Origin of the sequence: Patiriisocius sp. Uisw_017, from assembly GCF_047731265.1 — a bacterium.
Classification (GTDB): Bacteria; Bacteroidota; Bacteroidia; order Flavobacteriales; family Flavobacteriaceae; genus Patiriisocius.
On the sequence record NZ_CP159835.1, the window covers coordinates 1,418,223 to 1,442,318 of the forward strand.

Consider the following 24,096-nt stretch of genomic DNA (forward strand, 5'->3'; position numbering starts at 1 on the left):
GGAAGTGGAAAATGAGCAAATTACCTATCGAAGCACAATTCTCATATGTACAGGATATCTTGATTAAAGATATTAATATGGATGGCTTTTTAGATATAGTTGTGGTAGGAAATAATTTTGGTGTAGATGTAGAATCCGGAAGAAGCGATGCTTCAAATGGATTAGTTTTGATAAACAATAAAAAAGGAAAATTCGCCCCATTAACAAAAAAAGAAAGTGGTTTTTCAACTCAAAACTTAGATTCAAGAAAAATTAAAGCTATAGATGAGTCCCTAATTATCGTTACTAATAACTCGGGACCTCTACAATTTTTTGAACTGAAAACTCCCTCTATTCAACAACAAAAATAAGAAAGAATTTATTTTTTAGCTTAGACCCATTAAAAGACATGACTATTAAACTGATTAATCAAGCTTTTTAATTCTATAACAAGTCATTATGAGCACCCTCAAAAAATATTTAACACTCCAGCCAACTAACCGTCAGATAGCAGTAGATGCAATAGCAGACTTCTCTAAACAGCCTTGAAGTAATACCGAGGAAGATTAAAAACCCTCAATTGTTTGCTCATTAACAAATGTATTTCCAACAAATAAAATTGAGCAAATAAGCAATGTTTTTTTCATAATAATATAAGGATGTGTTTTTTATATATCTAAGATTAAAAAACACCGCTTTCCACATTAAAACTGAAAGCGGCTTTTTAATCTTTAAATTATTTTGCTTGAAACTATTCCTTCATAACCTTTCTGACCAAGGTTCCTTTTTCGGTTTCAATTTTTAGGAAATACACAGCACTATCTAATGCTGAGATATCAAGTTGTAGGTTGCTAGCGGCAGTACTCTAGTCTAAAACTTTTACGGAGTCAAAATGGTTTGTTTTATGTTTTGAGTAGCATTTTAAATAACAATAAAGGTCTTGTAGCGTTTGGTTTAAAATTCACATCAAAATTCCGTAATTTCGCTGCCTTAAATTATATGATTGATTAATAATAGTTCCTGTTAAAAACAAATTTGACCAGAATTTAAAAGATACCCACTTTCGTGGGCAGTACCATGGCAACAAAATTTAGAGAGCACAAAGGGTTAAATCTTCCACAACTGGGAGAAGACATACTCAATTTTTGGAAAGAAGAGCACATTTTTGAAAAGAGTATTGCCATTCGCGAAGGGGCGGAGCCGTTCGTGTTTTTTGAAGGTCCGCCGTCTGCAAACGGTTTGCCTGGGATTCATCACGTAATGGCGCGTGCTATAAAAGATATATTTTGTCGCTATAAAACGCAGAAAGGGTTTAAAGTAGACCGTAAAGCAGGATGGGATACCCATGGGTTGCCTATAGAACTTGGTGTTGAAAAAGAATTGGGGATTACCAAAGAAGATATTGGCAATAAAATCTCTGTAGAAGATTATAATGCAGCCTGCCGCAAAGCCGTAATGCGCTATACAGATGTGTGGAATAAAGTAACTGAAAGCTACGGCTATTGGGTAGATATGGAAGACCCATACATTACCTACGAGCCTAAATATATGGAATCTGTTTGGTGGCTGTTAAAACAGATTTACAACAAAGACTTATTATACAAAGGCTACACCATACAGCCTTACTCGCCAAAGGCAGGTACTGGTTTAAGCAGTCACGAATTAAACCAACCAGGCACCTATCAAGATGTGACTGATACTACGGTAGTAGCACAGTTTAAAGCGGTAGAAAGTTCGCTGCCAGAATTTCTTAAAAAGTACGATAACCTTAATTTCATTGCTTGGACAACGACGCCTTGGACCTTGCCTTCCAATACCGCATTAACCGTGGGGGCTAAGATTGACTATGTGGTAGTCGCTACTTATAATCAATACACGTTTGAACCTGTCCATGTTATTTTGGCAAAGAACTTGGTTGGAAAGCAATTTACTGGGAAGTATGCTCAAACCGAGGATCTTGAAGTTTTAAAAAGCTACTCAAAAGAAGATAAAAATATTCCATTCTTTATGGCTGAAGAGTGCAAAGGAGCGGCGCTTTTAGAGATTAGATACGAGCAATTATTAGACTATGCCACTCCAGATGCTGGTGATGAAAATGCATATAGAGTGATTGCAGGAGATTTTGTAACGACGGAAGATGGAACCGGAATTGTTCATACCGCACCCACCTTTGGGGCAGATGATGCGCTGGTTGCAAAACAAGCGGTGCCAGAGGTGCCACCAATGCTTGTAAAAGATGAGAACGGTAATTTAGTTCCACTAGTTAATTTACAAGGAAAGTTTAGACCGGAACTAGGAGAATTTGCTGGCAAGTACGTTAAGAATGAATACTATGCAGATGGCGAAGCGCCAGAGCGAAGTATTGATGTTGAGTTGGCGATAAAACTTAAGATCGAAAACAAAGCATTTAAAGTTGAAAAATACGTTCACAGTTATCCAAACTGTTGGCGAACAGACAAGCCTATTTTATACTATCCTTTAGACTCGTGGTTTATAAAAGTAACCGAGTTTAAAGATAGAATGCACGAGCTTAACAAAACCATTAACTGGAAACCAAAATCTACAGGAGAAGGGCGTTTTGGAAATTGGTTGGCAAATGCAAACGACTGGAATTTATCACGGTCGCGGTATTGGGGAATCCCATTGCCACTTTGGAGAACTGAGGATGGTACAGAAGAGATTATTATTGGTTCGGTCGAAGAATTAAAAGCCGAAATGGCACGCGCCGTGCAAGCAGGTTTTATGGCAAAAGATATTTTTGAGGCCTTTGAAGTGGGAAATAATTCCGAAGAAAACTATGCTGCCATAGACCTTCATAAAAATATTGTGGACGGTATTGTTTTAGTTTCGGCTTCCGGAAAACCAATGAACCGCGAGGCAGATTTGATTGATGTTTGGTTTGATAGTGGCGCTATGCCATATGCGCAATGGCACTATCCTTTTGAAAATAAAGAGAAAGTAGAGCAAACATGGCGCAAGGCAGATTTTATTGCGGAAGGGGTGGACCAAACGAGAGGATGGTTTTATACTATGCACGCGATTGCTACCATTATTTTTGATGATATAGCCTATAAAAATGTAGTGAGTAACGGCTTGGTACTCGATAAAAACGGGCAGAAAATGTCCAAGAGATTGGGGAATGCTGCAGATCCTTTTGAGGTACTTGATCAATATGGGCCGGATGCTACACGCTGGTATATGATTAGTAATGCAAACCCTTGGGACAATCTTAAATTTGATCTCGACGGAATAAGTGAGGTACGTAACAAGTTCTTTGGAACGCTATACAATACCTATAACTTTTTCGCCATGTATGCCAACCTAGATAGTTTTAGCTATGATGAGGAAGAGATTGCTTTAGAAGAAAGACCTGAAATAGACCGTTGGATTTTAAGCGAATTAAATACTTTAATTGCTACGGTGGATGCTGCATTTAATGACTATGAACCCACCAAAGCAGCACGAGCAATTAATGCCTTTGTGCAAGAAAACTTGAGCAACTGGTTTGTGCGATTGAGCAGAAGACGTTATTGGAAAGGAAGCTATGGGACTGATAAAATTTCGGCGTATCAAACCTTGTATACTTGTTTAATTACGGTATCAAAACTAGGAGCGCCTATCGCACCTTTTTTTATGGATCGTTTGTATAAAGATTTAACCGAAGCCCGTTTTTCAAACATTGACGAAGCAAAAAACAGCGTTCATTTAAGTGACTTCCCTGTTGCAAACATGACTTTTGTGGATGCTGGTTTGGAACGAAGAATGCAAAAGGCACAAACCATTGCATCTTTGGTTTTGTCCTTGCGTCAAAAGGAGAAGATAAAAGTGCGTCAACCACTACAAAAAATAATGATTCCGGTTTTAGATGCTGCTGCGAGAAAAGAAATAGAAGCGGTGAGCGAATTGATTAAAAGCGAGGTAAACGTAAAGGAAATAGAATTGATTGATGAAGGTTCAGGCATACTAGTGAAACAAATAAAGCCAGACTTCAAGAAACTAGGGCCTCGTTTTGGAAAAGATATGAAAGCGGTTGCCGGTGTAATTCAGCAGTTTGGGCAAGAAGAAATATTATTATTGGAAAAAGAGGGGGAACTTTCGATTATAATTTCAGAAAAAAATACTACATTGACACTTGGTGATGTGATCATTAGTTCTCAGGATATAGAGGGGTGGTTAGTCGCGAATCAAAATGGGATTACAGTAGCATTAGACGTTATTATTACGGAAGATTTAAAAAATGAAGGAATTGCCAGAGAGTTGGTAAATCGCATTCAGAATTTAAGAAAAGACACCGGCTTTGAAGTTACTGACAGGATTGAAGTAACACTTCAAAGCAATAAAGTGCTAGAAGCTGCAGTAAATCAGAATATTGACTACATTAAAGAAGAAACATTAACAAATACGCTCAAGTTTGAAGAAGAAATAAGCAATGGTACAGAAATAGCTTTTGATGAAATTGAAACTAAATTGAGCATTAATAAATAAACTATTATGGCAGGAGAAATAAAAACTAGATATGGTGATGCCGAGTTAGAAGCATTTAGAACATTGATAAAAAATAAAATCCAAGAAGCAGAAAAACAGTTAGCACTCATTGAAAGTGCCTACCGAAATGATAGCAATAACGGTACGGATGACACCTCACCTACGTTTAAAGCTTTTGATGAAGGCAGTGAAGTAATGAGTAAAGAAACTTCTTCACAACTAGCAATTCGTCAAGAGAAATTTATTCGTGATCTTAAGAATGCACTTATTCGTATTGAAAACAAAACCTATGGTATTTGCCGTGTTACCAAAAAACTAATAAACCCTGAGCGTTTAAAATTGGTGCCACACGCAACGTTGAGTATTGAAGCTAAAAACTTGCAATAAAAAAGTTGCTATTTTTTATTTTCCCACCTCAGGATTGTAGAAAAACAATCCTGACCACTAAAGGGAGGAAATACCATATTTAAACAAATCAAAACCCTATGTTGATGGGTTTTTTTTATGCTGAAACTTTATACCGTTATATCATTACTGTTATTTCCAAGTATTGGATTTGCACAAAAACAATTGGAAAAAACGTTTGATGCGACTACTATTGATACTATTACAATCGATGGCAATGGTATCTATAAGATAAACGTACAAACGGCTGTCACTACAAGCATTTCTATAATTGCAACTATTGATGGAGAAACCTACGAGAATATTGTGATTACAAGTAAACCATCCCTTAATGAAATCACTTTTGGAGTAGGAAGTACTCCTGGATTTATTCCAGAAAATGATAAGTTAGCAGCGCATAAAATAATAGCCATCGAATTAAAAGTACTTGTCCCAGAAGACAACAATGTCACGATAGGCTCAGACATTGCTGATTTTGAGGGTTCAGGAGTGTTTAAGTGTCTTAGCGTTGCCTTGAGTCAAGGTGCTTGTACGGTGAATAACTTTAAAGGTAATGGCGTTTTCTATTCTTTACTAGGGGATCTTAAAATACAAACATTTCCAGAAGTTTCAGGCACTGCTATTTCCCAATACGGGATCGTTGAAAATACGCTCAGAAAACATCAAAAGTTTGAAATTATGGCAGAGAGCACTCATGGAAATATCTACCTAACTCAAACCAAATAATAATGTTATTTTTGCCAGCATTATTAGCCTAAATATGACCTTTAAAAAATCTATTATTGTAATTATTATAATCTTATTAATCGATCAAATTTCTAAGATTTATATTAAAACTCATTTTCAACTCCACGAAGAAATTGTAGTATTTGATTGGTTCAGCATTCTGTTTGTAGAGAATGAAGGAATGGCTTGGGGTGCTAAAATACCAGGGGAGTATGGTAAGCTTTTCTTGACACTTTTTAGACTCGTTGCCATTGTTGGAATAGGGTATTGGTTATGGGACAGCGCAAGAAAAAGGGCCTCCGGAATTTTATTGAGTGCTGTTGCGCTTATTTTTGCAGGTGCGCTTGGAAATATTATAGATTCTGTTTTCTACGGGATCATATTTGACACTAGCTTGCAGAACACAGCCACTATGTTTGCTAATGACCCTTATGGAACTGTCTTTCATGGTAAAGTAGTAGATATGCTGTCTTTCCCTTTATATGGAGGTGTTTTACCACAATGGATTCCTTTTTGGGGAGGCGAATATTTCACCTTTTTTGATCCAGTATTTAATGTTGCAGATGTTGCCATTAGTACCGGTGTAGGATTATTGCTTGTCTTTAATAAAAAAGCATTTCCTAACAAAGAGAAAGAGGAAACGCCAGTTGCTTAACTAAAGGAATATCCTTTTTTTGGAGTGGCAACGTGGTGCAAGGGAATATCAGTTTCTTCGGTCTCAAAAATAGCATCAGCTTCAAAAAAAGAAAGCCCTACAAATAATGCATTTTTGTTACACTGGGATAAAAAGCGGTCGTAAAAACCTTTTCCGTAGCCAATTCTATTACCCTTGGTGTCAAATGCGAGCAAGGGTACAAAAACAACATCTATGACTTTTGGGTGAATTTTAATCCCTGATACGGGTTCTGGAATTCCAAATTTTGAAACTTTCAAGGCGGTATTTTCCTGCAGGAGATAGTGCTTCATCTCCATTGTTTTAAAGTCAGATTTTGAAACAATAATGGTTTTATCCTTTCCATGTAAAATATGGAGCAGGTAATTTGTGTCTACCTCGTGGTGCTTTTCAATGGGTAAAAAAATATGATAGTTTGTATGTTCCCAAATAGGAAGTTGAAGACAATTATTGGCAATTTTTAAACTAGCATCCTCTATTTGTTGTTCTGTAAGGTTTGTTCTTAATTCTTTGTGTTTCTTTCGTGCGCTCTTTTTGTCCATCTAAACAATATGTTTTGAAATATGAAAGATAGCATCTCCTTGATTTACTATCGATGCTTGGTTTACATTAATAATATAACCTTCATTGGGTGCTAGTACTTTAAAACGCATAGTGCCGTAAGGATCTGTTATCGTAGCGAGAAACTCTCCTTTCTTTACAAGCTTATTACAGTCTATTTTAATGTGAAGCAATCCGCTTTTTTGCGCACGAATCCAAGTGCTTTTATCTATGATAACAGGAGGTTTCTTTTCTGTTGGTTTACTAAGAGTAGTTTGCAACATTTCTAGATGATTTAATACACGCATAACGCCATCCACCCCTTCTTTAACAATATGTTTATTGCTTTCTAGAGACTTTCCTCCTTCAAACAATAGGCAAGGAATTTTTAGTTGTTCGCAAGTATTGCGGTAGGATTTTGAGGTGTTTGAAGAATAGACGGTGAAAGGTGCATTAAAAACGGTTGCTAATGATAGTAATTGTTTGTTTTTTGGTGCAATTCTAATTTGAGCGGCATTAAATCGTTGGGCCCCGCCAGTATGAAAATCCAAGCAATAGTCTGCGTGAGGAAGAATTTCTTTTGTAAAGTAATAAGCTACGCGACTTGCTAATGATCCTGTTTTTGTTCCAGGAAAAACACGGTTGAGGTCGCGACCATCGGGAAACACTCTATCCTGATTTAAGAAACCGAAGATATTAAGGATTGGGATGCTTATAGTAGTTCCTATTTTGGGTTTGTTTATTTTCTTTGCAATAACCTGCCTAACTATTTCTACTCCGTTAATTTCATCGCCGTGAATACCTGCTGTAAGTAATACTGTGGGCCCTGGAATTAGTGACCTTTCCACAATTACGGGGATTTCAACCTTTGTTGAGGTAAATAATTTGGCAAAGCTAAAGTTAAGCGTTTTGCTTTGACCTGGAGCAATATTCTCTCCAAGAATTATCATGGTTTTTTCCTCTGTACTCATGTTTTTTTATTCCTTTTTTCTATTTTGCCCTTAAATGACTTCAATGTCTAAACTACAAATCAATCCACATTGCGCTCTATATATTTTATAATGATAGTAGCAATATCTTTTCCAGTAGCTTTTTCAATACCTTCTAATCCAGGAGAAGAATTTACTTCTAAGATTAAAGGACCGCGGGAGGATTGTAACATATCAACTCCTGCAATTCCTAGACCCATGGCTTTTGCTGCTTTTAATGCTGCGGTTTCTTCTTCATCGCTAAGTTCAATTACTTCTGCGGTTCCGCCACGGTGTAAATTACTTCTAAATTCTCCTTCTTTTCCTTGTCTTTTCATTGCGCCAACTACTTGGCCATCCACAATAAAAGCGCGAATATCTGCGCCACCCGCTTCTTTGATAAATTCTTGCACGATGACTCTTGCCTGTAGATTATTAAATGCTTCGATAACAGATTCGGCAGCTTTTCTTGTTTCCGCTAGAATAACTCCAATGCCTTGTGTTCCTTCCAATAATTTAATAATAACTGGTGCCCCACCTGCTTGTTCTACAATCTCTTTTACATTTTTAGAATAGTTTGTAAAGATTGTTTTAGGCAGTCCCAAACCAGCACGAGATAAAATTTGAAGACTGCGTAATTTATCTCTAGACCTTACCAATGCAATAGACTCGGTTGTAGAAAAACAATGCATCATTTCAAACTGTCGTACTACTGCGGTTCCATAAAAAGTAACACTAGCTCCAATGCGTGGTATTACAGCGTCTACGTTTTCAATCGTTTTTCCTTTGTAATATACTTTTGGGTTCTTTTTCTCGATTACAATATCGCACTTGGTATGATTTATAATTTCGATATCGTGTTTGCGTTTTGTCGCCGCTTCTATAAGTCGTTGTGTGGAGTATAAATTAGCATTTGCCGAAAGGATTTTTATGTTCATTTTGTGGATTCCACTAGGCGGAATTATTATTTAGTTGTTTCTGTTTTGCTACTGTTATTTTTGGCTGATTTTAATTTCATTTTATGCGAAAGATTGGTAGCGTTTATATCTATCATAAACCTCTTTGTTAAGAATTTACGTCCTAATAGTACGGGGTATTTCATTTCGGAACGGTCGCTCAATGTTAAGAAAATAGGATATATTTTCCCAAAGAGTTCGATTTCGGTTAAAATTCTATACCGTTTTTGGGTTTGCCCATTGCTGCTTTTTATAACCCGCACGTCGTATTGATCAAAAACAAATTCTTTGCCGTGATATTGAAGCTGGTTCTCATCCAAAAACGTGCACTTTAAGAAGTCATCTTCCACTTTTATGGCGGTACAATGAATGCTAGAGGTATAAGCACCGGTATCTATTTTTACTTCAACAGCCTCTAGTTCCAATAAGGGAAAATTTGCGGTATCTATTCTTCCTATTTTTCGTTTCAAATATTTTAGTTTTTAACAACGAGGGAAAGGTACTAAACTCCCTGAATACGTTTCGCTTCTACTAGAAAACTTTATGAAGATTATTACTTATTTCGCGCTATAAATTCAATAATATTTTTTGAAACGTTAACCTTGGTAGTCGTTTCAATGCCTTCTAGACCAGGGGTCGAATTTACCTCTAAAACTAGGCTGCCTCTTTTTGATCGCAAAATGTCTACTCCACAAACCCCTAAATGTAACGCCTTAGCAGCAGCGATGGCGATATTTTTTTCTTCAGTAGTTAATTCAATTTTAGTAGCAAAACCACCGCGATGTAAATTAGACCTAAAATCGTCTGACTTTGATTGCCGTTTCATCGCAGCGACCACTTGGCCATCTACAATAATAGCGCGAACATCTGTTCCTTTTGACTCTGCTATAAACTCTTGCATTACAAATTTAACGTTAGCGGTTTGTAATGTTTCCACGGTAGAAAGTGCGTTTTTATAATCATTACATAAAATAACGCCTTGGCCGTGAGTACCTTCGATAAGTTTTATAATAACAGGTTTTTCTCCAAAATCTTTTAAGAAGGCTTCTATATAATAAGGCATTCCTAAAGTAGTTTTTGGCATTGGAATTCCAGCTTTAGAAAGGATTTGAAAACTAGTCCATTTGTCTCTAGACTGCAATATGCCTTGCGATGATGCAATCGTAAAAAGACCCATGGCCTCAAAATGTCTCACCAAGGCAGTACCATAATAGGTATTAGAAGCACCTATTCTAGGAATGATGGCGTGCAAATCATCAATAATTTCATCGTGATATTGAACTATTGGTTTGTTGTTTTCGATCATCAGGTTGCAAAAGGTAGGATCTATTACTGCTATCTTATGATTGTTTGCTTCCCCAGCTTTGAGGATGCTTTGTGTAGAGTAAAGGTTTTCGCCGCGCGAAAGGATTGCGATGTTCATGTGATAAAGATACTGATTTCAAAAACTACCAAGTATCTTTACGGGATGGCAGAAGCACCCATACCCTTACAAATTTCTACCCTACCAGATTCGCCTGGCGTCTATCAATACTATGATAAAGACGGCAAGTTACTTTATGTGGGGAAAGCTAAAAATTTAAAAAAGCGCGTTAACAGCTATTTTACAAAGCAACACGATAATGCACGCACACGCATTCTTGTAAGAAAGATAAAAGACATAAAACACATTGTTGTTGCTACGGAAACAGATGCTCTTTTATTAGAGAACAACCTCATTAAAAAATACCAGCCCAAGTATAATGTGCTGCTCAAAGACGATAAATCCTATCCTTGGATTTGTATTAAAAACGAACGTTTTCCGCGTGTTTTCCCTACGCGCAGAATGATTAAAGATGGCAGCCAATATTTTGGGCCTTACACCAGTATGAAAACGGTGTACACTTTGCTAGATTTAATTAAAGGTTTGTATCCGCTAAGGACCTGTAAATATGATTTAGCCGAAGATAAAATTAGAAACGATAAATATAAAGTGTGTTTAGAATTTCATTTAGGCAACTGTTCTGGTCCCTGCGAAGGACTTTATCTTGAAGCTACTTACAACGAAAACATCCAAGCCATTAAAGAAATTTTAAAGGGTAATTTTAAAGAAAGTCTGGTTCAGTTTAAGAATCAAATGAAAGATCTTGCTGCAGATTTACATTTTGAAGATGCCCAGCGAATCAAAGAAAAACTCAATGTTTTACAAAATTACCAAAGCAAATCTACGGTCGTTAACCCTAATATTAACAATGTTGATGTTTTTAGTGTAATTAGCGATGAAAGCTATGGCTATGTTAACTTCTTGCAACTTTCCTTTGGTGCAATTATAAGAAGCCATACGCTAGAAATTAAGAAGAAACTTGACGAAAGCGATGTGGATTTATTACAGTTATCAGTCATTGAATTGCGACAACGTTTTAACTCACAGTCTAAAGAAATATATGTCCCAATTAAAATTACTGCGGAAGAAGGTGTTAAAATTCACATTCCGAAGTTGGGCGATAAAAAGAAGATTTTAGACCTCTCTATTCGAAATGCGAAATATTTTAGAATGGAGCGCTTTAAACAAGCCAAAATAGTAGATCCCGATAGGCACGAAAATCGGATTATGGCGCAAATGAAAAAAGATTTGCGATTGAGCGAAGAGCCCCGGCATATTGAGTGTTTTGATAACAGTAATATTCAAGGAACAAATCCAGTGGCTGCTTGTGTAGTTTTCAAAAACGGAAAACCAAGTAAAAAAGACTACCGTAAGTTTAATATAAAAACGGTGGTGGGGCCCGATGATTTTGCCTCGATGGAAGAGGTGGTGTACCGTCGTTATAAAAGATTAAAAGAAGAAGAGCAACCATTGCCACAACTTATCATCATTGATGGAGGAAAAGGGCAGTTGTCTAGTTCTTTAAAAGCGCTGGACGATTTGGAACTGCGAGGAAAGATTGCTATTGTAGGAATCGCAAAAAGGCTAGAAGAATTATTTTATCCCGACGATCCCATACCATTATACCTTGATAAGAAGAGCGAAACACTTAAAATAATCCAGCAGTTGCGAAATGAAGCGCACCGTTTTGGAATTAACTTTCACCGTCAAAAACGAAGTAAAGAAGCATTAAACACAGCCTTGGAAACAATCCCTGGAATAGGGGAGAAAACAGTTGTAGAACTACTGCGGGTCTTTAAAAGCACAAAGCGTGTTGGTGCAGCGAGCTTTGAAGAACTGGTAAAAGTAGTGGGTGCTAACAGAGCTAAAAAAATTATTGCGTATTTTCAAAATTTAAAAGCGATTAAATAAAAAAATAGTATACACGTTAACTACTTATGTTAAAAGCGTTTATTTTTTCTACTATTCTTTTAATGTTCTGTACCACTTCGGTTTTAGCGCAAAAGAAAGAGTCTGGTCAAGATTTAAAAGTTGGTTTGGTATTAAGCGGGGGTGGGGCCAAAGGATTAGCACATATTGGTGTTTTAAAAGCCATTGAAGAAGCAGGGATACGCATAGATTATATTGCTGGTACTAGTATGGGTGCTTTGGTTGGTGGTTTGTATGCATCAGGCTATACTGCCACACAATTAGATTCGATTTTCACGAATGTAGATTTTTCAAAAATTATTCAAGATGAGGTTCCTAGGAAAGCAAAATCATTTTATGAAAAGGATGAATCTGTGAAATATGCGCTTACGCTACCTTTTGATAAATTCCAAATTGCGTTTCCTACGAGTCTTTCAAAAGGGCAAAATGTGTACAATCTTTTTTCGAAATTAACAGCACATGTCAATGGTGTAAATGACTTTAGTAAATTACCCATTCCTTTTTTTTGTGTCGCTACAAATGCTGAAAATGGGGAACAAGTACTATTAGAAAAAGGATATCTTCCCCTCGCAGTATCTGCAAGTGGCGCCTTGCCATCTTTATTTAGCCCAGTGCCAATAGGTGATCAATTATTAATAGATGGTGGGGTGGTAAACAATTATCCTGTAGAAGAATTACTCGCAAAAAATGTAGACATTATTATTGGAGTAGATGTTCAAGATGATTTAAAAAAACAAAAAAATCTTAAATCTGCCATTGATGTATTAGTGCAAATAAATAATTACAGTGCGCTAAAACAAATGGATGGAAAGCGCGCTAAAACTGATATTTATATAAAACCGAACATTCAAGACTTTACCGTTGTTTCTTTTGATGAAGGAAGAAAAATTATAGCAGAAGGCCAAGAGGCGGCTACCTTACAATTTGAGCAACTACAAGAAATTGGAAAAAGGCAGAAGGCAATCGCGCAAAAGGAAATTAAATTTGAAAACAGAGAAGAATTTTATATTAAAGAGGTCTTGATTAATGGCTTAGACCACTACACCCGATCGTATGTTTTAGGGAAGCTAAAAATAAAAACACCCGCCCTTTTAACGTATGAAGCATTTAGCGATGGAGTAAATAATTTAAGTGCAACTGGAAATTTTCAGAATATTGACTATCGTTTTTCAAGAGATCAAAATAACCAATATACAGTTACCTTAAATTTACGGGAAAGCGAAGCAAATATGCTTTTGAGGTTAGGGCTTCATTACGATCAATTATATAGAACAGGAGCCTTATTAAACATTACCCGCAAACGACTTTTTACCAATAATGACATTGCTTCTTTAGATGTTGTTGTTGGAGATAATATTAGATACAACTTTAATTATTATATAGACAAAGGGTATTATTGGAGTGTAGGGTTTAATTCTAGTTACAGCTTCTTTGATAGTAATGTAGCCATAGATTTTATTGAAAACGATGTTGTTTCTACCGAAGGGGCGCAGCTTAATGAAATTGAACTTCAGTACAGCGATTTTACCAATCAGTTATATGCCGAAACACTTTTTAAGCGTATTTTCCTTTTGGGTGGTGGCATTGAACATAAATACCTTCGTTATTTAAGTGAAACTATTGGGATTGATGAAAATAATTCCCCAAGAACTGTTTTTGAAAGCACAAATTACTTTAGTGCTTTTGGTTATCTTAAATTCGACACCTACGACAATGTCTTTTTCCCAAAGGAAGGCTTTTTATTTGAAGGCAATTTTCATTTGTATTTATTTGCCGAAGGGCGCAATAAAGACTTTGAACCTTTTTCAATTGCAAAAGCGAAAGCAGGCTATGCCGAAAAATGGACAGATAAACTATCTAGCGTTCTAACGACCGAAGGTGGTTTTAGCTTAGGAAGTACGTTAACAGAATCCTTGGATTTCTTTATAGGAGGTTATGGTTTTAATGAAATTAATAATATTGTACCATTTTATGGATATGAACCATTAAGCTTGCGTGGAAACACCTATTTAAAATCAAGCCTAACTATTGATTATGAAATTTTCAGAAAGAATCACATTAATATTTTTGGAAACATTGCCAAAGTGGGTGATGATTTTTTTGAAAGCGGTAAATGGATAGACCGCATAGACTATAGTGGATACGGTGCTGGTTATGGCTTAGAAACTTTTCTAGGCCCCTTAGAAGTAAAATATGCCTATTCTCCAGAGAGTGGAAATAGCGAGTGGTATTTTAGGGTTGGGTTTAGGTTTTAATGACTTTGCACCTTCTAATCACCACCACGGAGCTTACTAAGTTTTACACAAAGGTCACAAAGTAATTATAACGATACTAATGAAATCCATTTTTGTACACTGCGTCTTCCTATGTGGTTCGTTCATTTAAAAAGAATGTTACTATGATCCTTTTACTTAAAACTTTCAAATATGTGATTAGGGATTACTTTGTCTCAAAATGAATATGATCATCGTGTCGCACTGCTTTGCAACCGTGAAATTTAAGTTTGTCGCTTTTGAGTATTAATCTAGATTTTAAATGAGGTTCTATAAATAGCCTTTCAACTTTTTTTTGTTTCAGAATTATTCCTATAAGTTGTTTTGTTCCTTCTTCTGAAAACGAAATATCGTCATTGGTAGTTCCCATGCTAAGATATTTAGGGAAATCATACTGCCAGTATTCTTGTTTTTTGCAAACAACCGTTTGATTAAATTCTCCATTCTTTGGATTTTCATATACTCCGTATCCACTTCTTGAAGGTTTCTTATTTGTAAGTTCGCTTTGTCCATCTTTGTAGATAAGTGCAATGTCTATTTTTTTACCATCGTTGTGACTCAAATGCGGAAGTAATGGAAAACCATCAATAAATGGAAAATTCGCGTCCAGGTAGACCAATTTTATACCTGGGTTTTTAGTTCCAAATGCTTCAGAAACTTCTTTTAAAGAACGGTTTAATTGTGGTTTTACATAGCTTCTATTGGCAAGTGTATAGCACCAAGAATGAGCTTCCAGAAATTCGGTTTCAACTATTTTTTCTCTGCCCCAATAGGGAGCAATGACGGGTACAATATAGAAGGTAGTAATTAAATACAAGCCAATAAAAACAGCCGTTCTTTTAATAAATTTCCATTTGGCACTAGAACCAATAAGTACACTGGATACTAAATATAGCACTCCGCCAATTTGCGTAATCACCGTTAACAGGATAAAAATAATGAGTTTAGCTATAGTTTTCAACATTGCATTTAGTATATAACGCAAGTCGGGAGATTTATTTCAAAGAAACAAACCTCCCAATATTAATAAGGCTCTTTTGATATTTAATCAATCATATCAAACCCGCAATAAGGCACTAGTACTTTGGGTATTTTAATGCCCTCAGGAGTTTGGTAGTTTTCTAAAATTCCGGCAAGTACTCGTGGTAATGCAAGTGAGCTTCCGTTGAGGGTGTGCACTAGTTTGTTTTTTCCGTCTTCATCTTTAAAACGCAATTTTAATCTGTTGGCCTGAAACGTCTCAAAATTAGAAACCGAAGATATTTCCAACCATCTGTCCTGTGCGGTAGAAAACACTTCAAAATCATAGGTTAGTGTCGCTGTAAAACCTAAATCGCCTCCACACAATCTTAAAATTCTAAACGGTAATTCGAGTTCTCTCAAGATATCTGTTATATGGGCTACCATCCCGTCTAAAGCTTTGTGGCTATTATCTGGATGTTCTATGCGAACGATTTCAACTTTGTCAAATTGGTGTAATCTGTTGAGCCCCCTCACGTGTGCTCCGTAGCTTCCAGCTTCTCTTCTAAAGCAGGGAGTGTATCCTGTGCACAATACTGGCAGGTCACTTTCTTGAAGCAAATCGCCTCTAAACATATTTGTTACAGGAACTTCTGCTGTTGGGATTAAATATAAATCATCTACTCCAACGTGGTACATTTGTCCTTCTTTATCTGGCAATTGTCCAGTGCCAAAACCAGATGCTTCATTTACTAAATGTGGTACTTGATACTCCGTATATCCTGCAGTGGTATTTTTATCTAAAAAATAAGAGATTAATGCACGTTGTAAGCGCGCACCTTTTCCTTTATAAACGGGGAATCCAGCGCCTGTTATTTTAACACCCAATTCAAAATCGATGATGTCGTATTTCTTTGCTAATTCCCAATGCGGCATTGCACCGTCATCAAGAACAGGGATGTCGCCTTCACGAAATGTTTCTTCGTTGTCATCTTCATTAGTTCCCGCCGGGACTAATGCATGAGGGATATTTGGAATGGTATACAACAGTTGCTTTAATTTTTCAACAGTTTCATTTAGCGTGTCGCCAAACACTTTTGAAGCTTCTTTTAATCCTGCGGTTTTCCCTTTGAGTGCAGTTGCTTCTGAGGCCTTTCCACTTTTGAAGAGGTTTCCTATTTCTTTTGAAAGTATATTGGACTCTGCTAAAGTATCGTCTAATTTTGCCTGCGTAGCACGCCGGTTTTCATCTGCTTCTAAAACGTCCTTAAACGTTTGTTTCGCATCAATTCCTCTCTTTGCCAATGCTTTTAAATAGTGGTCTTGATTATTGCGAATGTCTTGTACTTGTAGCATAGTTGATTGCTTTTTGCAAGGCGCAAAGTTACATAGACAGAAAAGGAATGCAAAAAGTTAGAGGCTTTTATTTCAATTTGAAGTTTATCCAATCCTATTCCTCAAAAAGGCCAAAATCACAATCACAAAAACGATGATAATGATGACTGATTGACTTTCACGGTTTCTGTCCTTTTTTGATTTTCTATTGAGCATATCGTTATATAATCGAAATTGAAATATACAGAATTAATTTTCTCCAGCGCTATCTTTGGCTTTTTTTAAAATGGACTTAGGGTCTAATAATTCATGAATTCTTTCTTCACGCTCAGATTTTGAATGATAATCCTTGGGCGAAGGTAAAATCCAATCGTGGTGTTTAAAATGATTCCATTCTTCTGCAGCTAAATCTATTGTGGGGTCAATGAGTGTGTTGTATTCCCCGCCATTTACCCTGACTCTGCACTTAACATACACTTCAACATCAACTCCTTTTTCTGCTTCGACTTGCTTTATTCGTTGCGCTAACTGCCAGATAACATCTGGTTTTGTAAGGGCGGAACGGCTTTGTTTTTTAGAGACCAGCGCTTCGTAATTGTATTTTTTTCGCAGTTTCGTTTCTTTATCTACAGTCTCAATACTCATGAGTCCGCTTTTAGTGCGTAACATCATGCGCCAGCTTAAACGATGGCCTTCTTCGGTCCAGAGGACATCATCTTTAAATCCCCAATGGCGCAATGGAAGTGCAATTTGAATGATAAAGTATACCGAAAATATTCCTATGAGCACTGGTTTGTATTTAGGAACAACAATTTTTCCTTCTTTGTACAATGGTTTTTTCTTAAGGAATTTACTTTGTAATGTTTCTGAAGAAAAGAAGAAAAAAGAAAATGCAATAGACATATATGGGAAGATCCCAATTTGAAATACTACCGAATTAAACAAGTGAAAAAACACCGAAACCCAAAATGCAACTACCCGTGTTCGTTTCCAAAGAAATAATGGGATAATCAGCAAATCGAATAAAATCCCTACATACGCGATGCAGTAATGTATCCACTCTTGTTGAAGGATCCCGCCGATGAGCCAATAGTTCTTTTTGCCTGCCATAAAGAGAGACGTAGTTGTACCGTCCAGCCAATCTGGGTATATTTTTGCTACGGCAGCGTAGGTATATACAATCCATATTTGAAGTATTATTAGTATTAAAACCCAGCGAGGCATGGAGGGTGATTTCATTGCAGGATTGATTTTCGCATCCAATGAAAACCATCTGTTGGCAGGTAAAAAAGCCATAATCCAACACAACAGCATCATTAAATAATAATGATTGTTATAGGATGTCTTCTGCATCAAATACACGCAGGTCCACATGAGTGCGTAGCAAAACATACTAAACCGATATTTATAACCAAGCATAACGCCAACGCCAAAAATCCCCATTACTACAAAATAGACATACATCCAATTGCCTGGTAAGGGTTGTAAAAAATCAAAGCCAATAAAATTGAAAGTAAACTCTGGTTCAATCATAGTGCGCTTTAACCATCCGGTCGCAATAGCGCCAAATCCTTCCATAGCAATCAAAAAACCAAAAGCGACTCTAAAAAGAACGAGCCCAGTATTATCGATATGTTTGAATAAAAATTTATTCATGTTGCTTGATATAATTTCTTGCAAATACTTCGTCAGATTTTATAGCTTGTTTTAGCTCCTCCAAGCTTTTAAATCTAATTTCATCCCTAATGTGTGTCAAGAATTGAATGGTAAGCATTTTGTTATATAAATCTTCATCAAAATCAAGGAAAAAAGTTTCTACCGAAGTTTCAGTGCCACCTACTGTTGGATTTAAACCAATGTTTGTGATGCCATACTCTAACATTCCGTTGATCATTGCTTTTACAATATACACCCCGTTCATAGGGATGAGTTTGTAGTTTTCGTCTAATTTTAAGTTGGCCGTGGGGTAATTGATCGTTCTTCCCAGGGCTCTCCCTGAAATTATCTCCCCGGTGAGCATAAAAGGGTACCCTAAATAGGTGTTTGCTGTAGTTATATCTCCAGAGAGCAGTGCATTTCGAATTTTGGTAGAACTAATAGCAACGTCATCCAATTGTTGTGCTGAAATTTCTTCGACCTCAAATCCAAGTTTTTTCCCGTATTGTTTTAGGTTGGTAATATCTGCATTGCGATTGCGTCCAAAACGGTGATCATATCCAATAATGATCTTTTTTGCTTTTAATTTTCCAACGAGTAAATCTCTTACATAAGCTTCTGCAGAGAGTCTTGAGAATTCTTTCGTAAAGGGCTCTACTATAAAATCGTCTAATTGTAAATCGTCTAGAAGTTCCTTTTTTTCTTTGAGGGTATTTAGTAGTTTTATGTCGCTATTTTCTTGCAACACCATTCTTGGGTGCGGAAAGAACGTTAGTAATACGGAGCGCAACCCTTCCGAATTTGCGGAACTAACCAAACGTTTTATAATGGCTTGATGTCCTAGGTGAACACCGTCAAAAGTTCCTATGGTAATGATACTACCAGATTCGTTTATATAATTTGATGAATTGAGGTATTCCTCCATGTTATTTTCCGTTAAAAGTATTCATTGTGTTTGAAATTCCGGCCAGCCCAAAAGAAGTAATAATGTCTTTACTTTTTTCAAATCGCTCTTTTAACTTGGCTTCTTCCTCTGCACCCCATTCACCGAGCACATAATCTATTTGTCTTCCTTTTGAAAAGGCATCGCTAATCCCAAATCTAAATCGTGGATATTTTGTAGTTTGCAGCGTATTTTGAATGTCTTTTAAGCCATTATGGCCTCCGTCACTTCCTTTTGTTTTAATGCGAAAGGTCCCAAAAGCCAAATTAAGATCGTCTGTTATTACCAATAAATTTTCAATTGGGATTTTCTCTTTTTCCAACCAATATTTTACGGCTTTACCGCTCAAGTTCATATAGGTACTTGGCTTTAGTAGTATAAACGTTCTGCCTTTCTTTTTATAGGTTGTTGTATCACCTAATCGCACGGTTTCCCAAGTCAAATCCTCAGTAACGGCGAGATGGTCAAGGACTTTAAATCCTATGTTATGTCTCGTATTTTCATACTTTGGACCTATATTTCCCAATCCTGCGATTAAAAATTTCTTCATATCTACTTCCTGCGGAGACAGGGCGTTCTTTGTTATTTCCTCTTTTCTTTCATCTTTAGAAGCGCTACCAGTCCCTAAGGTTGAAGTACGACCTACAAAGGTAGGCTCTTTAGTCCCTAAAAGTTTCCGAAGAAAAGAAAGCATTTGCTATTGTTTTATTTTAGACTCAACCTACTTATCAGAAGTATGATCATATTAGGCTCGCATCGTGTTTTTTATAATCGGAATTTGTAATTTTCTTTTTTTGTAATTTTAAAACTTTACGGGATGGCCCGGAAGTATTTTATTATTTAGTAAAAATAAAAAAAGCATCCCGATTTACCGGAATGCTTTGTATATAATTAACGCGGAGTGATTATTCTGCAGCAGCTTCTTCAGTTGCGCCTTCTGCAGCAGCACCTTCTTCACCTTCTTCTTCCTCATCTGCAACCGCAGTACGAGATGTTCTTATTTGGCAAATTACAGTATTATCTGTGTGTAAGATGGTAAACTTGTCATCTTGTACTTCAGTAACATACATTTTATCACCAATTTTCATTTCAGTAATATCTGCCTCGATAAAATCTGGTAAGTTAGTTGGAATAGCTTTTACTCTTAACTTACGAGATACGATACGTAAAGTCCCACCGTTACGAACTCCACGTGAGCTACCTATAACCTGAACTGGGATCTCCATCATTACTTCTTTGTCATCATAAATTTGATAGAAGTCAATGTGTAAAATTCTGTCAGTTACAGGGTGAAATTGAATGTCCTGTAAAATTGCATTTAATTTTGTTCCGTCTGCAAGCGAAACTACAACCGTATGCACATCTGGCGTGTATACGAGTTTGTTGAAAGCGAGTTCTGGTGCTTGAAAGTGTATTGCCTCGTCTCCTCCGTATACTACGCAAGGAACCATACCAGCATTACGTAAGGCAGCAGTTGCTTTTTTGCCCACGCTTTCTCTTTTTGATCCGTCGATTGTAATTGATTTCATTTTGAAATTTTAATTTATAAACTATTTGTTTTCCCTTTTAAAGGGCTGCAAAGATACTGTATTATATTTATTTAGCTAAAATTATGCAGGGATTTGTTTGATTGTGAAAGCTTGGTAAGATCCCTTCCCAATTTTGGGTTGTAAACTTTCTGTCTCATTTTAACTTTTAACTAAAATTCAGCTTCCCTTCCGTCTGGTATTTTAGGTTATTGGTTTCATTTTAAATCTTCAGTCGCTAGGAGAAGGCGCTTAGATGGAAAATTTGTTTAAAATATTGATAGTATCGATAAAACCACCAACCTGAAGTATCTGAGCGATATTCAAGGTGAAGCACATCGGTATTTTCCCTAACAATGACATTTTTTAAAAAATTACTGAAGCTACATCAAAAATTTAGAACTAATACTTTGATTGCCATGAACGCTTTTCATTACATCTGCAAAAAGTGTAGCGCAGGTTAATACTCTTAATTTTGGGCTGTTTTGTCTTAGCGGGATAGAATCTGTTACGATAAGCTCTTCTAATTTAGACGCTTCCAGACGCTCGTAAGCTTTTCCAGATAAGATAGGATGCGTGCAAATTGCTCTTACTGAAAGCGCACCACGCTCCATCATTAAATCTGCGGCTTTTGTTAACGTTCCAGCGGTATCGACCATATCATCAACGAGCACTACGTTTTTGCCTTGAACATCGCCAATGAGTTCCATGTGGCTAATGATGTTTGCTTTTTCGCGTTGTTTGTAACAGATAACGACATCGCTTTCCATTGCTTTAGAATAGGCATAGGCTCTTTTAGAACCTCCCATGTCTGGTGACGCGATTGTTAAGTTAGATAGGTTTAATTGTTTTAGATAGGGCAAGAAAATAGTAGAAGCATATAAGTGATCTACTGGTTTTTCAAAGAACCCTTGGATTTGGTCAGCATGCAAATCCATTGTAATGATACGCGTTGCTCCTGCTGTTTCTAGCATTTTTGCAACCAACTTTGCTGCAATAGGGACCCGTGGTTTGTCTTTGCGATCCTGTCTTGCCCAGCCAAAATAGGGTATTACTGCAGTAATGTGTCTTGCACTAGCACGTTTTGCAGCGTCGCACATCAAGAGCAACTCCATTAAATTATCACTGCTAGGATGTGTAGAGCCAATTAAAAACACTCGGCATCCTCTAACAGACTCCTCAAAGGAAGGCTGAAACTCGCCATCACTATAAGTAGAGGTGATAATATTTCCTAACGGAATACCATACCTTTCTGCGATATCTTTAGCTAACGATTGTGATTGTTTACAAGCAAAAATTTTAGGTGTTGGTTCTAGTGGCATGGCTGTTGGTTTTGTCTTGCCGCAAATGTAAGTGAATCTAGAAATGCTTAAAAAGAAAGTTGTTTTGATTTACTAACAAAATTTAAGTTGAGCGTTTGGAGTTTGCTGCTGAATGTTTTCTTGTTTGCTGCTGTAATTTTAAATAATTGGTTATTTTTACAGTCTGTTTTAAATAACGGCACTACCATTGTCAAATAGACAAAAATGCTCGAGTGGCGGAATTGGTAGACGCGCTGGATTCAAAATCCAGTGACTTCGGTCGTGCGGGTTCGATTCCCGCCTCGAGTACTATAAGCCTTAGCGATTCGCTAAGGCTTATTTTTTTTTGTGCCTAATAAACTAATAATCAAGAATATTAGTTTAGAGTTAAGGAAAAATAGTAGGCAGTTGTTTAAGAGGTATTTTTAAGCTATCTATTTTCGAAGAGAATCTTCATATCACTAGGGCCTCTTAGAATGAATATTTTTTTGGAATTTGGCACCTTGTAATTCTTGCATCGAGGTGGTTCCTTCATCTGGAATTTACGTGCGTTTGCAATAAGCGTTTCATTTCTTTTTGTACTGCAGGGTGCTTTTTATGTCCCCAAATTTTATCTCTAGCGATTCGCGCACTTTCTTGCAAGTCTACAATGGGAAGAGGATATTGCTCTCCTATTACAACACTACAAAAAGTTTGTTCCATTGGAGTCATTTTCCAAGGTTCATGAATGTGGGCGATGGGTACGTTAGTGAGTTCCGGGATCCATTTTTTTATGAATATTCCTTTAGGGTCGTGTTCCTGTGAGTTTTTTACAGGATTGTACAAACGCACGGTGTTAATGCCAGTTGTGCCTGCCTGCATTTGAAACTGCGGATAATGAATGCCGGGTTCATAATCTAGAAACTGTCTTGCTAAATGGTAGGTTCCGTCTCGCCAATCTTGGTCTAGATTAAGTGTTAAAAAAGAAACCACCATAGCTCGCATTCTAAAATTAATCCACCCAGTTTGCTCCACGGCACGCATACAAGCATCAATTAATGGATAGCCCGTTGTTCCTGTATTCCAGGCCCTAATAAAGGCTTCGTTTTTAGTATGCGGTAATAACTCGTATCCATTATTAATACAATGGGTTTCATAACTGCACTCCACTTCAAATTTTTGAATGAAATGACAATGCCAATGCAATCTCGTGAGCATTGCAGAAAAAGCCTTGCTGTTTTTTGTTCCGTTAGGGTGTGTTCCTATAAATTGAAAGGCTTGTTTAACACTCAAATTTCCCCAAGCTAAGTAGGGCGATAATCTACTGCATCCTGTTCTACTTTCGGTAGGTTTTGAAATGTGATTTTGATAGTTAAATCCTCTTTGATTCGCAAACGATTTTAGATATCTCCAAGCATTAACTTCCCCAGCTGGTTGATATTGTTTGGGATACTCTTTTAATTGTTTTTCTAGTTTTTCAGGGAGTAAAAAATGATGTTTAATCGTTTCTTCTTCGGAAATTGAATACCTGTTTTGAACCACTGGTAGGTGCATTTTTACATGCCATTTTTTGCTCCAATCGTCTCTGTTTTTAATGCCTCGTAAAATACCGTCACGTTGCGATTCTTTCCAAATAATAGCGTGTTCCTTACAAAACGAAGTCACTTTTTTATCTCGATGCCATGATATTTGAGTCCCGCTTTCTCGATAGCTGAAAATGTTTTGAATATCAAAGGATGCTTTTAAGTATTCAAATATTTCAATAGCTTCTCCATAAAATAAGTTGACACTTCTACTAAAAGGAATTAGTGTTTTGTTTAATGCTTTAATAGAGTGGTACACAAACTTTAAGTGCCTTGGACTCGTGTCTGGGTATTGCGTGAGTGAAGGCTCAAATAAATAAATTATATAATATGGAATAGTAGATTGCTCCGCATTAAACAGTGGTTCGTGGTCTTGTGAACGAATATCACGCTTTAACCAAACAATATTTGCAGGGTGTTTTTTCAATGGGTGTGCATTATTCTTTTCATATTTCACTACAAATAACCTTCTGTTTTATCAAAGATATTGTGAGGCTATTGGCAGTAAATAATTTG

At 36.7% G+C, this 24,096-nt stretch carries 20 protein-coding genes, 1 tRNA gene and 1 pseudogene; 8 read left to right on the plus strand and 14 right to left on the minus strand.

Annotation, left to right across the window (positions count from 1 at the left end; genetic code table 11):
• The first annotated feature begins 11 nt into the window (after positions 1-11).
• Positions 12-350 (plus strand): hypothetical protein, encoded by a 339-nt coding sequence (locus ABXT67_RS06390; RefSeq protein ID WP_415376444.1) that lies wholly within the window; start codon positions 12-14, stop codon positions 348-350.
• A gap of 380 nt (positions 351-730) precedes the next feature.
• Here the strand turns inward: ABXT67_RS06390 and ABXT67_RS06395 are convergent.
• Positions 731-829 (minus strand): annotated as a pseudogene (locus ABXT67_RS06395) (T9SS type A sorting domain-containing protein); the annotation flags it as partial.
• 227 nt (positions 830-1,056) lie between these two features.
• Between ABXT67_RS06395 and ileS the strand changes: the two are divergent.
• The 4 genes from ileS (at position 1,057) to ABXT67_RS06415 (ending at position 6,250) form a co-directional block, all read left to right on the plus strand.
• Positions 1,057-4,464 carry an isoleucine--tRNA ligase gene (gene ileS, locus ABXT67_RS06400; protein WP_415376445.1) on the plus strand — a complete coding sequence of 1,136 codons (3,408 nt, stop codon included), beginning with the start codon at positions 1,057-1,059 and terminating at the stop codon, positions 4,462-4,464.
• Positions 4,465-4,470: 6 nt separating this feature from the next.
• Positions 4,471-4,851 carry a TraR/DksA family transcriptional regulator gene (locus ABXT67_RS06405; RefSeq protein ID WP_415376446.1) on the plus strand — a complete coding sequence of 127 codons (381 nt, stop codon included), beginning with the start codon at positions 4,471-4,473 and terminating at the stop codon, positions 4,849-4,851.
• A gap of 183 nt (positions 4,852-5,034) precedes the next feature.
• Positions 5,035-5,595 carry a hypothetical protein gene (locus tag ABXT67_RS06410; protein ID WP_415376447.1) on the plus strand — a complete coding sequence of 187 codons (561 nt, stop codon included), beginning with the start codon at positions 5,035-5,037 and terminating at the stop codon, positions 5,593-5,595.
• A 34-nt stretch (positions 5,596-5,629) separates the two neighbouring features.
• Complete coding sequence (locus ABXT67_RS06415) at positions 5,630-6,250, plus strand: lipoprotein signal peptidase (RefSeq protein WP_415376448.1); 621 nt, start codon at positions 5,630-5,632, stop codon at positions 6,248-6,250.
• Here ABXT67_RS06415 and ABXT67_RS06420 read toward each other — a convergent pair.
• The 5 genes from ABXT67_RS06420 to ABXT67_RS06440 all read right to left on the minus strand — a co-directional run bounded on the left by ABXT67_RS06420 (position 6,247) and on the right by ABXT67_RS06440 (position 10,155).
• On the minus strand, positions 6,247-6,810 hold the full coding sequence (locus ABXT67_RS06420) for a 5-formyltetrahydrofolate cyclo-ligase (protein WP_415376449.1): 564 nt from the start codon (positions 6,808-6,810) through the stop codon (positions 6,247-6,249). The genes ABXT67_RS06415 and ABXT67_RS06420 overlap by 4 nt on opposite strands.
• Positions 6,811-7,779: a succinylglutamate desuccinylase/aspartoacylase family protein gene (locus ABXT67_RS06425; protein ID WP_415376450.1), complete on the minus strand. Its 969-nt coding sequence runs from the start codon at positions 7,777-7,779 to the stop codon at positions 6,811-6,813. It lies immediately after the preceding gene.
• Between the two features lie 59 nt (positions 7,780-7,838).
• Positions 7,839-8,714, minus strand: a complete 876-nt coding sequence (gene rimK, locus ABXT67_RS06430; protein ID WP_415376451.1) for a 30S ribosomal protein S6--L-glutamate ligase — start codon at positions 8,712-8,714, stop codon at positions 7,839-7,841.
• 26 nt (positions 8,715-8,740) lie between these two features.
• Positions 8,741-9,202, minus strand: a complete 462-nt coding sequence (locus ABXT67_RS06435) for an ATP-dependent zinc protease (protein ID WP_415376452.1) — start codon at positions 9,200-9,202, stop codon at positions 8,741-8,743.
• 83 nt (positions 9,203-9,285) lie between these two features.
• Complete coding sequence (locus ABXT67_RS06440) at positions 9,286-10,155, minus strand: ATP-grasp domain-containing protein (RefSeq protein WP_415376453.1); 870 nt, start codon at positions 10,153-10,155, stop codon at positions 9,286-9,288.
• A 45-nt stretch (positions 10,156-10,200) separates the two neighbouring features.
• On the opposite strand from ABXT67_RS06440, the gene uvrC reads away from it, so the two are divergent.
• On the plus strand, positions 10,201-12,006 hold the full coding sequence (gene uvrC / locus ABXT67_RS06445) for an excinuclease ABC subunit UvrC (protein ID WP_415376944.1): 1,806 nt from the start codon (positions 10,201-10,203) through the stop codon (positions 12,004-12,006).
• 26 nt (positions 12,007-12,032) lie between these two features.
• On the plus strand, positions 12,033-14,279 hold the full coding sequence (locus ABXT67_RS06450) for a patatin-like phospholipase family protein (RefSeq protein ID WP_415376454.1): 2,247 nt from the start codon (positions 12,033-12,035) through the stop codon (positions 14,277-14,279).
• Positions 14,280-14,463: 184 nt separating this feature from the next.
• Here the strand turns inward: ABXT67_RS06450 and ABXT67_RS06455 are convergent, their stop codons facing one another.
• From ABXT67_RS06455 to ABXT67_RS06485, 7 genes are all read right to left on the minus strand, one after another.
• Entirely contained in the window at positions 14,464-15,261 is a 798-nt protein-coding gene (locus ABXT67_RS06455; RefSeq protein WP_415376455.1) for a hypothetical protein, read from the minus strand.
• Positions 15,262-15,341: 80 nt separating this feature from the next.
• Positions 15,342-16,613 (minus strand): serine--tRNA ligase, encoded by a 1,272-nt coding sequence (gene serS / locus ABXT67_RS06460; RefSeq protein ID WP_415376456.1) that lies wholly within the window; start codon positions 16,611-16,613, stop codon positions 15,342-15,344.
• Between the two features lie 228 nt (positions 16,614-16,841).
• Positions 16,842-18,248, minus strand: a complete 1,407-nt coding sequence (locus ABXT67_RS06465; protein ID WP_415376457.1) for an HTTM domain-containing protein — start codon at positions 18,246-18,248, stop codon at positions 16,842-16,844.
• Positions 18,241-19,173: a bifunctional riboflavin kinase/FAD synthetase gene (locus tag ABXT67_RS06470; protein ID WP_415376458.1), complete on the minus strand. Its 933-nt coding sequence runs from the start codon at positions 19,171-19,173 to the stop codon at positions 18,241-18,243. Before ABXT67_RS06470 ends, ABXT67_RS06465 begins: the two co-directional genes overlap by 8 nt.
• Before the next feature lies 1 nt (position 19,174).
• Positions 19,175-19,741: an aminoacyl-tRNA hydrolase gene (gene pth, locus ABXT67_RS06475; RefSeq protein ID WP_415376946.1), complete on the minus strand. Its 567-nt coding sequence runs from the start codon at positions 19,739-19,741 to the stop codon at positions 19,175-19,177.
• Between the two features lie 355 nt (positions 19,742-20,096).
• Positions 20,097-20,720 (minus strand): 50S ribosomal protein L25/general stress protein Ctc, encoded by a 624-nt coding sequence (locus tag ABXT67_RS06480; RefSeq protein ID WP_415376459.1) that lies wholly within the window; start codon positions 20,718-20,720, stop codon positions 20,097-20,099.
• A 380-nt stretch (positions 20,721-21,100) separates the two neighbouring features.
• Positions 21,101-22,039: a ribose-phosphate pyrophosphokinase gene (locus tag ABXT67_RS06485; RefSeq protein ID WP_415376460.1), complete on the minus strand. Its 939-nt coding sequence runs from the start codon at positions 22,037-22,039 to the stop codon at positions 21,101-21,103.
• Positions 22,040-22,245: 206 nt separating this feature from the next.
• Here ABXT67_RS06485 and ABXT67_RS06490 point away from each other — a divergent pair.
• Positions 22,246-22,327: transfer RNA gene (locus ABXT67_RS06490), tRNA-Leu, on the plus strand.
• 222 nt (positions 22,328-22,549) lie between these two features.
• On the opposite strand, the gene ABXT67_RS06495 is transcribed toward ABXT67_RS06490, so the two are convergent.
• Positions 22,550-24,037, minus strand: a complete 1,488-nt coding sequence (locus ABXT67_RS06495) for a deoxyribodipyrimidine photo-lyase/cryptochrome family protein (RefSeq protein ID WP_415376461.1) — start codon at positions 24,035-24,037, stop codon at positions 22,550-22,552.
• Positions 24,038-24,096 lie beyond the last annotated feature (59 nt).

Coding starts and splice junctions, on each gene's coding strand:
- ABXT67_RS06390 (WP_415376444.1), top strand. CDS start 12: ATGAGCAAATTACCTATCGAAGCACAATTCTCATATGTACAGGATATC.
- ileS (WP_415376445.1), top strand. CDS start 1,057: ATGGCAACAAAATTTAGAGAGCACAAAGGGTTAAATCTTCCACAACTG.
- ABXT67_RS06405 (WP_415376446.1), top strand. CDS start 4,471: ATGGCAGGAGAAATAAAAACTAGATATGGTGATGCCGAGTTAGAAGCA.
- ABXT67_RS06415 (WP_415376448.1), top strand. CDS start 5,630: ATGACCTTTAAAAAATCTATTATTGTAATTATTATAATCTTATTAATC.
- ABXT67_RS06420 (WP_415376449.1), bottom strand. CDS start 6,810: ATGGACAAAAAGAGCGCACGAAAGAAACACAAAGAATTAAGAACAAAC.
- ABXT67_RS06425 (WP_415376450.1), bottom strand. CDS start 7,779: ATGAGTACAGAGGAAAAAACCATGATAATTCTTGGAGAGAATATTGCT.
- rimK (WP_415376451.1), bottom strand. CDS start 8,714: ATGAACATAAAAATCCTTTCGGCAAATGCTAATTTATACTCCACACAA.
- ABXT67_RS06440 (WP_415376453.1), bottom strand. CDS start 10,155: ATGAACATCGCAATCCTTTCGCGCGGCGAAAACCTTTACTCTACACAA.
- uvrC (WP_415376944.1), top strand. CDS start 10,201: ATGGCAGAAGCACCCATACCCTTACAAATTTCTACCCTACCAGATTCG.
- ABXT67_RS06450 (WP_415376454.1), top strand. CDS start 12,033: ATGTTAAAAGCGTTTATTTTTTCTACTATTCTTTTAATGTTCTGTACC.
- ABXT67_RS06455 (WP_415376455.1), bottom strand. CDS start 15,261: ATGTTGAAAACTATAGCTAAACTCATTATTTTTATCCTGTTAACGGTG.
- serS (WP_415376456.1), bottom strand. CDS start 16,613: ATGCTACAAGTACAAGACATTCGCAATAATCAAGACCACTATTTAAAA.
- ABXT67_RS06465 (WP_415376457.1), bottom strand. CDS start 18,248: ATGAATAAATTTTTATTCAAACATATCGATAATACTGGGCTCGTTCTT.
- ABXT67_RS06470 (WP_415376458.1), bottom strand. CDS start 19,173: ATGGAGGAATACCTCAATTCATCAAATTATATAAACGAATCTGGTAGT.
- pth (WP_415376946.1), bottom strand. CDS start 19,741: ATGAAGAAATTTTTAATCGCAGGATTGGGAAATATAGGTCCAAAGTAT.
- ABXT67_RS06480 (WP_415376459.1), bottom strand. CDS start 20,720: ATGAAATCAATTACAATCGACGGATCAAAAAGAGAAAGCGTGGGCAAA.
- ABXT67_RS06485 (WP_415376460.1), bottom strand. CDS start 22,039: ATGCCACTAGAACCAACACCTAAAATTTTTGCTTGTAAACAATCACAA.